Source organism: Streptomyces sp. NPDC050121 (assembly GCF_044460385.1).
GTDB classification, from domain to species: domain Bacteria; phylum Actinomycetota; class Actinomycetes; order Streptomycetales; family Streptomycetaceae; genus Streptomyces; species Streptomyces soliscabiei.
Window position 1 is genome coordinate 1 of the sequence record NZ_JBITJV010000063.1, and the last position, 9868, is coordinate 9868.

General features: G+C 69.7%; 9 protein-coding genes and 3 pseudogenes. 7 read left to right on the top strand and 5 right to left on the bottom strand.

From position 1 onward, the window contains the following. Positions 1-494: 494 nt before the first annotated feature. Positions 495-926, top strand: a complete 432-nt coding sequence (locus ACIBTS_RS46095) for a DUF2267 domain-containing protein (protein ID WP_399327470.1) — start codon at positions 495-497, stop codon at positions 924-926. 255 nt (positions 927-1181) lie between these two features. Further along, positions 1182-1577 carry a hypothetical protein gene (locus tag ACIBTS_RS46100; protein ID WP_399327472.1) on the top strand — a complete coding sequence of 132 codons (396 nt, stop codon included), beginning with the start codon at positions 1182-1184 and terminating at the stop codon, positions 1575-1577. 178 nt (positions 1578-1755) lie between these two features. Here the strand turns inward: ACIBTS_RS46100 and ACIBTS_RS46105 are convergent, their stop codons facing one another. Next, complete coding sequence (locus ACIBTS_RS46105) at positions 1756-2691, bottom strand: ribose-phosphate diphosphokinase (protein ID WP_399327474.1); 936 nt, start codon at positions 2689-2691, stop codon at positions 1756-1758. Between the two features lie 932 nt (positions 2692-3623). Here ACIBTS_RS46105 and ACIBTS_RS46110 point away from each other — a divergent pair. Both ACIBTS_RS46110 and ACIBTS_RS46115 read left to right on the top strand, forming a co-directional pair. Further along, positions 3624-3833 (top strand): hypothetical protein, encoded by a 210-nt coding sequence (locus ACIBTS_RS46110; RefSeq protein ID WP_399327476.1) that lies wholly within the window; start codon positions 3624-3626, stop codon positions 3831-3833. A gap of 102 nt (positions 3834-3935) precedes the next feature. Then, positions 3936-4820, top strand: coding sequence for a universal stress protein (locus ACIBTS_RS46115; protein WP_399327478.1), 885 nt, complete (start codon positions 3936-3938; stop codon positions 4818-4820). Between the two features lie 168 nt (positions 4821-4988). On the opposite strand, the pseudogene ACIBTS_RS46120 reads toward ACIBTS_RS46115, so the two are convergent. From ACIBTS_RS46120 to ACIBTS_RS46135, 4 genes and pseudogenes are all read right to left on the bottom strand, one after another. After that, positions 4989-5252 (bottom strand): annotated as a pseudogene (locus tag ACIBTS_RS46120) (RNA 3'-terminal phosphate cyclase); the annotation flags it as partial. Beyond that, the gene (locus ACIBTS_RS46125; RefSeq protein ID WP_399327536.1) at positions 5161-5439 is read right to left on the bottom strand and encodes an RNA 3'-terminal phosphate cyclase; all 279 of its coding nucleotides are present in this window, start codon (positions 5437-5439) and stop codon (positions 5161-5163) included. The pseudogene ACIBTS_RS46120 and the gene ACIBTS_RS46125, both read right to left, overlap by 92 nt. Before the next feature lie 127 nt (positions 5440-5566). After that, positions 5567-6626: pseudogene (locus tag ACIBTS_RS46130) on the bottom strand (sigma-70 family RNA polymerase sigma factor). Then, the gene (locus ACIBTS_RS46135; RefSeq protein WP_399327480.1) at positions 6613-7941 is read right to left on the bottom strand and encodes a phosphoribosyltransferase family protein; all 1329 of its coding nucleotides are present in this window, start codon (positions 7939-7941) and stop codon (positions 6613-6615) included. Before ACIBTS_RS46135 ends, ACIBTS_RS46130 begins: the two are co-directional and overlap by 14 nt. A gap of 266 nt (positions 7942-8207) precedes the next feature. Between ACIBTS_RS46135 and ACIBTS_RS46140 the strand changes: the two genes are divergently transcribed. The 3 genes and pseudogenes from ACIBTS_RS46140 (at position 8208) to ACIBTS_RS46150 (ending at position 9734) form a co-directional block, all read left to right on the top strand. Next, positions 8208-8633, top strand: a complete 426-nt coding sequence (locus tag ACIBTS_RS46140; RefSeq protein ID WP_399327482.1) for a CBS domain-containing protein — start codon at positions 8208-8210, stop codon at positions 8631-8633. 22 nt (positions 8634-8655) lie between these two features. Beyond that, a pseudogene (locus ACIBTS_RS46145) lies at positions 8656-9090 on the top strand (transposase); the annotation flags it as partial. A 128-nt stretch (positions 9091-9218) separates the two neighbouring features. Further along, the gene (locus ACIBTS_RS46150) at positions 9219-9734 is read left to right on the top strand and encodes a MarR family winged helix-turn-helix transcriptional regulator (RefSeq protein WP_399327484.1); all 516 of its coding nucleotides are present in this window, start codon (positions 9219-9221) and stop codon (positions 9732-9734) included. The last annotated feature ends 134 nt before the right edge of the window (positions 9735-9868 follow it).

Here is a 9868-nt window from a genome sequence, read left to right on the forward strand (position 1 = left end):
TCCCCCGAGTACCTCGCAGTACCCATGAGGACATCCTCTCCACGGACCCCAAGATCCGCTTCTCAGAAGTGTCCACTGTTCGAGGTGAAGCCCACCACAGGGTGACCCCGCCGCGTGTGGTACGAGCCCGCGTGCAGGGGGCATCACGTGATCGCCCGGCCGTACGGACAGGCACATGACCATGCTCGGGCGGCTCCCCCGTCGGCGCACCCTGTCGGCGGCCACCCTGATGGTCCCTCGCGTGTGGCGCCCGTGATGCCGTGCAGTGCTGCGGCTGCCGACCGGTTCCGTCCGCCATAGCATGGAGCCCGTTAGAGAAATGCCACCGCGTGCACCCTGTGCTGCACATGTGGCACGCCACCGGACAGTCGCCGCCCGCACACCCGCCGCTTCTGAATGAGCTGGCCGCTCTCCATACCGACCACGGTCCGCGCGGAGGCGCGCCATCCCGTGCAGCACAAGGCAGCCACGGACAAACCGGAAGGGGAAGACCCATGTCCCCCACACACCCGCCCGACTTCGAGCACGCCATCCACACCGCGAACATCTGGCTGAAAGCGACGTCGGAAGCTCTGGGAACCGACGACCGCCACCTCGCCCACCGGGTGCTGCGCACCTGGCTGCACGCACTCCGCGACCGGCTCACCGTCGACGTGGCCGCCAACTTCGCCGCACAACTCCCCGAACTGCTGCGGGGCATCTACTACGACGGCTGGGACCCCAGCGCCGTACCGGTCAAGTACGACCGCGAAGGCTACGTCAACCGCTTCGTCCAGGAAGCCAAAGTCACGGCCGAAGAAGTCCCCCGGATCGCCCCAGCGGTCGCCGCCGTCGTGCGCGAGCACGTCTCCCCCGGACAACTGGAGGCGGCGCTCAACCAGCTCCCGCAAGACATCCGCGCGCTCCTCCTCCAGCCGACTGCCTGACCGGCTCTACGGACTCGTCCGCGGTCGGCACGGAGGAGACGGCAGGGCGCGGGCCAGGGCCTGACGGCCACTCAGCATCGCAACTGCCATGCAGCGCTCACTCATCCGGCGCAACCCGTTGACCGCGCACGAAGTCAACGGGTCGGGGATCGCCATCGTGGCCATCTGCCACCACCGCCCGAACCGGACCGCCTGCCCACCCTGCCTGACAACACGTCAGGCGGGCGGAACACCTCTCGCCTACGGAAGCACAACATGACCGGTATCTACGCGCTGATCCGTCCGGACGGCGGATTGGAGTTCCGCGACGGCGTCCCCGACCAGATGTGCAGGGACGCCGACTCACACCACGGAGCGCCGGCCGCCTTCCCCATCCAGCGCCCTGCCTGGGGCGGTAACGGCCTGCACGGCCACGTCGCCGATACGTCCGCCCTGGATGGCGGCGCATATCCGCCGAACCGCGTTGCCGGCCCGCTCCTGGCCGCCCTCGGTGGCCCGGACCAGTACGTCTTCGGCAACCTGACCATCTGCAGCAGCCGAACCACTCCCGACACCGGAGAAGCAATCCTGTGCGGCCTCACCGAAGCACAGCAGCGGCTCATCCAGGACGTCCACGCCACCGTCTCCAAGGAAGCCGAGAGCGCCGGATAGATTCGGCTGACGCTGCTACGAGGCCCGACGCACGCACTGGGTCGGCGTGGGATCGAAGTCCTCGCTCAAGTCCGCGTCGTGGCGGCGGTAGGAGGCGGCATCCTGCGCTCCAGTGATCGATGGCCGCCAGAGGGCGCTGATTCCTGTATGGGAGAACTGCGGCGTTCCGCTACACACGTCAGGAGCGCATCAGCAGAGCGTCCAGGGGCTCGCTGTTGTGCAGGCGGTTGATGGCGTCGGCGAGCAGCGGGGCCACGGACCGTACCTGGAGCGGCAGCGCCTGCGTCTGCCCTGTGGCGAGCGTGTCGGTGACGAGCACGCGGCGGAGCGGGAGCTGTGCGAGCCGGTCCCGGGCGTCTCCCGCCAGGAGGCCGTGGGTCGCGGCAACGGTGATGTCCGGAGCGGCCCCGCAGGAGAGCAGGACGCGCACCGCCGCTTCCACCGTCGCGCCCGTACTGATCATGTCGTCCACGATGACCGTGGGCCGGCCTGCGACATCACCGACCAGTTCCTCGGCCTGCACACGCGTGCCCGACTCGCGGGTCTTGCGCACCACGGCCACGGGGCGCCGCAGCAGGCCGGCGTAGTGCTCGGCCAATTTGACCGCCCCGAGATCGGGCGACACCAGCACAGCCGTACCGGGTGTCTCCTCGGCAAGCGCGGCAGCGATGGTCGGCACCGCTGTCAGCATCTCCACCGGTATGCCGCACATCGCCTCCAGCGCGGCGGTGTGCGGGTCCACGACGACCAGCCGGTCCGCACCCGCAGCCTCAAGTGCCTCGGTCACGACCCGGGCTCCCACCGGCTGGCCTGCCCGTGTGCGGCGGTCCTGCCGGGCATAGCCGAAGTACGGCACGACGGCGGTGAGTCGGTCGGCACCACCTCGGTGGCAGGCATCGAGCAGCAGGAGCAACTCGATCAGGTGCTCGTTCACCGCAGGCCCCGTGGGCTGAACGACATACACGTCCTCGCCTCGCACCTGGCCGACATCGGGCCGCAGTTCACCATCCGGGAAGCGCTCCAGCTCGCAGGACACCGGCGCGGTGCCCAGCGCCGCTGCGACAGCGTCGGCAAGCGCTCGATGAGCCGTACCCGCCACAACACCCGCACTCATCACTGCCTCCTCGCCCCGCCAGAGCCCGCCAGGATCGTGGGCATCGCTGGCCGCCTGCGGGTGGGACTTCTGGGTGCACCGCACCTTGAGCACCGCTGCGGCGAGAAAGACTCCGCCGATCGACGCCCCGGCCCAGCGTCACGTCACCGCAGAGGAAGAGGGGGTGACCAGGCCCTCGCGCATGGTCCCAGGCTAAGCGGTCAGGGCAGCGCCGTCCTCCGGTCACAGCGCCAGGAAGGCCCGGCGATACGCGCCAAAGCCCCTGTTCGCTGCGGGCACCGGTCGATCGTTGTTTACTGGCTATGAGCGGTGACCGGCAGGGCACGCGCTGCCGGGACCGACCCGAGCGGTGGTGCTTTGCCTATGGCTGATCAGGCTCCTTACGGAACGTGGCGGTCTTCGCTGACCGCCCAGGACGTGGCCCGGGTTCCTCGTCTGCGTACCGTCGTGGCCGAGGACAGCGGAGCGGTGTGGTGGCAGAAGGTCCTCCCCTCACAGGGCGGACGCGCCAGCGTGATGAGAGGCGGCCGCGGAGCCGAGGCGGCGAAGATGCTGGTCGCCGATTCCGATGCCATCGGGTTCCGGGAAGGCGTCGGCCCCTGGAGGCGGAACTCTCCTTCTACGGTCAGGTACTCGGCTTCCACCCGCAGCAAACCCGACACCTGCGCGTGCACGGGCTGAGTGAGGACGAGCACTCGGCATCGAGCGACACCTCGCCGTGGCCGGAGGAGGCCGGCACGCGCGGCTGATCATCCGAACGGGCACGCCTGCGCCGCACAGCAAAGAGAACGGCCGCGAACTTTCCGGCACGAGGAGGTCCAGTTGAAGAACAAACGCACGGCCCACCTGGGCATAGCGGCAAATGCACCACGGCCTGATCGCCCCTGCCGAGTGACGGCCCGGCCCGTCACCGCCTCGTAAGGGAGCACGACATGACGCAGAACCACTCCCCGCAACCCGATGCCGCGCCCGGGCCGGAAGCCCGGTTGAGACGACTGGAAGAACAGGTCGCGACCCTGGCCGAGGCCGTCCGGGCACTCGCTCATGGCCTGGAGAGCATCCCGTCACAGGACACTCCACCCGAGGAAGCGGCACGCGGCGCACGACTCGCCCACGAACTCATGCTCTCCCAGGGCCTGTAGACGCACCACAGCGCCGGAGAAGACGGAGTCGGCCGCGGTGGCCGACACCAACACCGGCCGGCACCGGGGACGCGCCGGCCGAAGAACCACTGGGAGTCGGCGATGACGCACACAGAAGGACGTAAACCGATCGTGGCCGGCATCGACCCCGATCCCGGCAAACGCACGGCGCTCGCCTGGGCAGCCGACGAGGCGGACCGGCGGCACCTGCCGCTGCTGCTGGTCCTCGCACAGAACGTACCGACGCCTGGATACCGACCGGCGGGCGGGCGGCCGTCGTGGGAGGAGTGGAACGAGGCGCTGCATGCGACGGGGGATCGCGTACTGAAGGAGGCAGTGGCCTTCGTCGAGTCCCGGCATCCGCGGGTACGGGTGTCCGGGCTGCTGGCGGAGGGGCATCCGGCGTGGGTGCTGCGCGAGCAGGCGCAGAACGCCACGGAGATCGTGCTCGGTTCCTGGCGCCTGAGTGCTCTCCAGGAGCTGTTCACCTCGGCCGCCGTCGCCCTGCCGCTCATCGCCCACGCGCCGTGCCCCGTGGTGGTCGTACCGGAGTCGGAGCACATCACCCAGCAGCCGCCGTACTTCGTGGTCGGGGTCGACGGCAGCCCTCACTCCGCCGCCGCCGTGGACTTCGCCTTCGAGGAGGCCGCTCTGCGTGGCGCGGTCCTGCGGGCCCTGTATGTGTGGCACCCTCCGCGGTTCGGAGTCCTGGACGAGGACGCGGCCGTCCAGGAGTGCCGCCGGCTGCTGTCGGAGACCGTTGCCGGGCGTACCGCCGCCCATCCGGAGGTGGCCCTGCACCATGAGGTCGTGCAGGGCCACCCGGTACAGGTCCTGGCCAAGGCGTCCGAACACGCCCTCGGTCTGGTCGTGGGCACACGCGGGCACGGCGGCTTCACCGGCATGCTGCTGGGCTCCGTCAGTCAGGGCGTACTGCACCACGCATGCTGCCCGGTCATCACCGTCCCGCACGCGCACGATCAGTAGCCCGCAGATCACCGGAATGAGGGAGACCCCCACACTGGAACGCCCAACGACAGCCATGTCCCGGCGCGGGCGCGCCGGAGGCAGCGGGATGCCGACCGATCGACGCGCGGTACGGGCGTTCCACGGGACAAGCTGGGGGCGAGCGGGCCGCAGGCCGAGCAGCGGGGCGAGCACGTGCTGCAGATGGAAGGCGGAGGGTGCCCGATCCTGGAACAGCCCACCGGTGAGCTCCACACGGACCGGCTCGGGAGCCGTGGCCAGAACGGGAAGCAGCGCGAGCGACAGCGCCGTGGCCGACCCCGCCGTCCCCACATCGAACTCATACTGCCCTCGCGGCGCCTCACCAGCAGGGCGGAAGGTGAACTCGCGCGAGCCCAGCGACGCCCCTTCGAGCTCCCCCACTCTTCGCTCGAGCGGGGAGAGCTCGATCACCGGCCAGCGTGCGGACCGCCTCGACCGCGCAAAGGTGCTGATGTCGCAGTCCCGGACGCGGTCGGTGTGCCCGGACATGGCGCAGATGAACCGGGGTGCCCGTCACAGCCGCGCAGGCCACTGCCTGGCGCACGATCATGCCCGATCCGGAGCAGGCGCCTCCGTCGATCTCCAGCAGGGCGTTCATCAGGGCGTACTCCACGCCTCTCTATACGTCTCGGTCCTGACCTCTCGGGGCGGCCTGCGGCGGTTCGACGCCCTGAGCGTTCTCAGCACGGTCCCTCGGGCGTCCGGCGTCCGCCGCCACATCGTCGTCAGCCTGCCCACGCGGCCAGCGGCGTGCGGTGCTCCGGGGCACGCAGCTGCGCCATGGCCTGCTTCTCGAGCCGGCGCACCCGCGCGGGAGTCAGCCCCACCTGGTCGGCGGTCTGCTTCACCGTCCGCGGCCGTCCGTTGCGGAAGCCGTAGCGCAGGGTGAGGACCAGCGCCTCCTGCGGCTGCAACCTGCCCATCATCGTGTGGAGTTGCTCGGCGACGGCGCGGTACTCCGCGACCTTCCGGCGCCTGCAGCACCTCGGTGTCCACGATCAGCTCACCGACGACGGTAGCGCCCGCCTCACCCACCGGGGTGTCGAGACTGATCGCCTGCTGGCCCACCTCGCGCAGCCGGGTCACCTTCTCGCCGGCAAAGCCGCTCTCGGCCGCCACCTCCTCCACGGTCGGCTCGCGGCCCAGCGCCAGCTGCAGCCGGCGCTCCACCCTGCCGAGTTTGCCAAGATCCTCCACGCCTCGAGGGGCAGCCGTACCGTCCTGGCGTGGCGGGCCAGGCCCGGCTCGATCGCCTGCCGGATCCACCACGTCGCGTAGGTCGAGAATTTGTAGCCCTTGGTGTAGTCGAACTTCTCCACCGCCCTGATCAGCCCCAGGTTCCCCTCCTGGAGAACGTCCAGGAACGGCAGGCCACAACGGCCGTAGCGCTTGCCCCTCCTGGAGAACGTCCAGGAACGGCAGGCCACAACGGCCGTAGCGCTTCCTGGCGATCGCAACGACCAGCCGCAGGTTGGCGCGGATCATATGGTCCTTGGCATGCTGACCGTCGCGGGCCACCGCCTGAAGGTCACGGCGCCTGTCGGCGGGCAGTTCCCGCCCGTCGGCCTCGACCTCGCGCAGCAGATGGTCGGCATACACCCCGGCCTCGATACGTTTGGCCAAGTCCACCTCCTCCGCGGCGCTGAGCAAAGGAGTGGCACCGATCTGCTTCAGGTACTGGCCCAGCAGATCGGAGGAGTCACCCGGCTCCACCGGCTCGGACCGGCGACGCACCTGAGCACCCGTCTGCGACCGGAGCACGGGTCCAGCCTCAGGCCGCCGCATGCGGAACCGGGGCCATGTGGTCGGTGAACCAGTCACGGGCCAGATCGGTCACCTTCTCCAGAGCGCCGGGTTCCTCGAAGAGGTGGGTGGCGCCAGGGACCACCGCGAGCCGGTTCTCGCAACGCAGCCGGGCCTGTGCGTCGCGGTTGAGTTCAAGGACCAGCTCGTCGTGGCCCCCGACGATCAGCAGCGTGGGCGCCGTCACCGCCGGCAGCCGGGGCCCGGCCAGGTCGGGCCGCCCACCCCGGGAGACGACCGCGGCGATCCGCGCCCCCGGCTCGCCGGCCGCCCACAACGCGGCGGCCGCGCCGGTGCTGGCGCCGAAGTACCCGACCGCGAGCCCTTCGGTCTCGGGCTGCCCGCGCAGCCAGCCGGTGGCGTCCGCCAGGCGCCGGGCCAGCAGGCCGGTGTCGAACACGTTGGCCCGGTCGATCTCCTCCTCCTCGGTGAGCAGATCGAACAGCAGGGTGCCCAGCCCTGCCCGGTTCAGCCCGGCGGCGACGAACCGGTTGCGCGGGCTGTGCCGGCTGCTGCCGCTGCCGTGCGCGAACAGCACGACTCCGGTCGCACCCTCGGGCACCGTCAACTGTCCGCGCAGCACGGTCGCACCGGCCTGCACGTCCGCCTCCCGGTCCTCGGGCACGGCGTGATGCGACTCAGTCCGTCGGGTGCTCACCGGTCGGGCCATGGCCTCTTCCAGACAGGCGACGACCTCGTCGTCGTGGGTCTGGGAGAAGTCGGCGTAGAACTCTCCGATCGCATAGAAGATCCGCGGGGTATGCAGGCATACCAGTTCGTCGGCGTCCCCGCCCAGCCGGGCGGTCCAGTCGTGCGGCGCCACAGGGACCGCCAGCACGATCCGTGCCGCTCCCCTGGCACGGGCGATCCGGCAGGCGGCGCGCGCCGTCGACCCCGTGGCCACCCCGTCGTCGACCACCAACACCGTGCGGCCCTTCAAGCCGACCGGTTCCCGCCCTCCCCGGTACCGCCGGGCACGGCTCTGAAGCACTTCCCGCTCGCGGGCCTCGACTTCGGCCAGTTCATCCGGGGTGATACGCGCGGTGCGCACCACGTCGTCGTTGATCACGCGTACGCCGCCCTCCCCGATCGCTCCCATCCCCAGCTCCGGCTGGAAGGGCACGCCCAGCTTCCGTACCAGGCAGACATCCAGCGGCGCGCCGAGCGCCTCGGCGACCTCCGCGGCGACCGGAACCCCTCCACGGGGCAACCCCAGCACCACCACCTCAGCCCCCTTGAGGTGCTCCAGCCGGGCGGCCAACTTCCGGCCGGCATCACGACGATCCATGAAGAACACGATCCGACCTCCTCGTCCAGGACGAACACGGTGGGCGACGCGTGCGCCCCGTACCTCCATCCTCGCCCCCGCAGAGAACAGATGCGCACGGCAGCGAGACACACTCCGGCCTCGCCTCGGATGCGGGGTGGAACGACCCGCGTGAGGATGGAGTACAGCTCTGGGCATCAGGAGGCGATCACGCCATCGGGCCGCGTGGCCAGCCTTACGCAAGCCAATCCAAGCCGTTCCGAGCCGACCCGATTCCCTGTCTTGAGGAGGCCTCCATGACCAGTGCACGAGACGTCATGCACACCGGGGCCGAGTGCGTGGGCGAACACGAGACGCTGGACGCCGCAGCGCGCCACATGCGGGACCTGGATGTGGGGGCGCTGCCGATCTGCGGTGACGACAACAAGCTGCATGGGATCATCACCGACCGGGACATCGTGGTGAAATGCCTGGCCGCCGACAGCGACCCGAAGAAGATGACCACGGGTGAACTGGCCCAGGGAAAGCCGTTCACGGCAACGGCGGACACGGACATCAAACACGTCCTGGAGACGATGGAGGAGCACCAGATCCGCCGACTGCCCATCGTCAACGAGGACAAGCAGCTGGTCGGCATGATCAGCGAAGCCGACCTGGCCCGCAACCTCCCCGACAAGGAGGTGGGCCGATTCGTCGAGGCCGTGGTGGCACGCAGCGTCTGACCGGCCACTGCCGGATGACGTCCGCTACGCGGGCCGCCAGGACTGGGACAAGATCTCCCGCGCGCTCAAGCCCGTCTACACGGCTCCGACTGCGAGCGCGGCGGAGGACCGGTTCCTGGAATTCCAGGAGGAGTGGGGTGCCAAGTATCCGGCGATCGTGCGGCTTTGGGAGAACGCCTGGGCCGAGTTCGTGCCCTTCCTTCAGTTCGACGCCGAGATCCGCCGCGTCGTCTGCACCACCAACGCCATCGAGTCGGTCAACGCTCGCATACGCAAAGCAGTCCGGGCCCGCGGGCATTTCCCGAACGAGGCCGCAGCCCTCAAGTGCGTCTACATGGCCGTCATGAGCCTCGACCCCACCGGTCAGGGACGCAAACGCTGGACCCTGCGTTGGAAGCCCGCCCTGCAGGCTTTCGATATCGCCTTCGACGGCCGACTCTCCGTCGGCCGCCGCTAACTCACCCCACCCGAGTTACACCGTTGGCTTGACCCTCGGCGCCCAAAACCCTGACGTTTGCCGAGAGTCCCGATACCGGTGACCTACAATTAACTGTCTGTGGAAGATAATTCTTTGGAAGATGAGTGATGGCTGACACTGACCTGAAGCTGCTGTACCGGGAGCTGGTCTCGCTGGAGATCGAGTTGTGGGACGGCATCGAGGGGCGGTTGCGGGCCGAGTACGACTTGGCGCTGACCTCGTTCGAGGTGCTGCACCTGCTACTGCGGCAGCCCGGGCGGCGGATCCAGGACATCGCGGAGGAGTTCTCGATCACGGTGGGCGGCACGAGCAAGGTCGTCGACCGACTGGAGGCGGCGGGCCTGTGTGGGCGGAGGGCCAATCCGAACGACCGCCGTTCCTCGATCGTCGAGCTCACCCCTGAGGGGCGGAAGCTGGTGGACGGGGCGCTGAAGGTCTTCGAGGAGGAGCTGGAACTGCGGATCGGGTCGGTGATTCCTGAGGAGTCGGTACGCGAAGTGACCGCGGTCCTCAGTACGCTGCGGGCGGCCGGACGTGCTCTGGACGCGGAGCGGAAGGCCGCGGGTCAGACGCCGGTGCCGGCCGCGCGGGCGCCGAAGCAGCCCGGCCGGTCAGCCTCGTGAGCCAGAGCGTTTCAGGCATGACAACGGGCGGGGGGGGGGGGGGGGGGGGGGGGGGGGGGCCCCCCCCCCCCCCCCCCCCCCCCGGGGGGGGGGGGGGGGGGGGGCGGGTATAACGGATTATTTTTGTGTTGTGG

Bases quoted from the DNA above. Each gene is read 5' to 3' on its own strand.
- ACIBTS_RS46105 (WP_399327474.1), bottom strand. From the start codon at position 2,691: ATGAGTGCGGGTGTTGTGGCGGGTACGGCTCATCGAGCGCTTGCCGAC.
- ACIBTS_RS46110 (WP_399327476.1), top strand. From the start codon at position 3,624: ATGACGCAGAACCACTCCCCGCAACCCGATGCCGCGCCCGGGCCGGAA.
- ACIBTS_RS46115 (WP_399327478.1), top strand. From the start codon at position 3,936: ATGACGCACACAGAAGGACGTAAACCGATCGTGGCCGGCATCGACCCC.
- ACIBTS_RS46100 (WP_399327472.1), top strand. From the start codon at position 1,182: ATGACCGGTATCTACGCGCTGATCCGTCCGGACGGCGGATTGGAGTTC.
- ACIBTS_RS46095 (WP_399327470.1), top strand. From the start codon at position 495: ATGTCCCCCACACACCCGCCCGACTTCGAGCACGCCATCCACACCGCG.
- ACIBTS_RS46125 (WP_399327536.1), bottom strand. From the start codon at position 5,439: ATGAACGCCCTGCTGGAGATCGACGGAGGCGCCTGCTCCGGATCGGGC.
- ACIBTS_RS46150 (WP_399327484.1), top strand. From the start codon at position 9,219: ATGGCTGACACTGACCTGAAGCTGCTGTACCGGGAGCTGGTCTCGCTG.
- ACIBTS_RS46140 (WP_399327482.1), top strand. From the start codon at position 8,208: ATGACCAGTGCACGAGACGTCATGCACACCGGGGCCGAGTGCGTGGGC.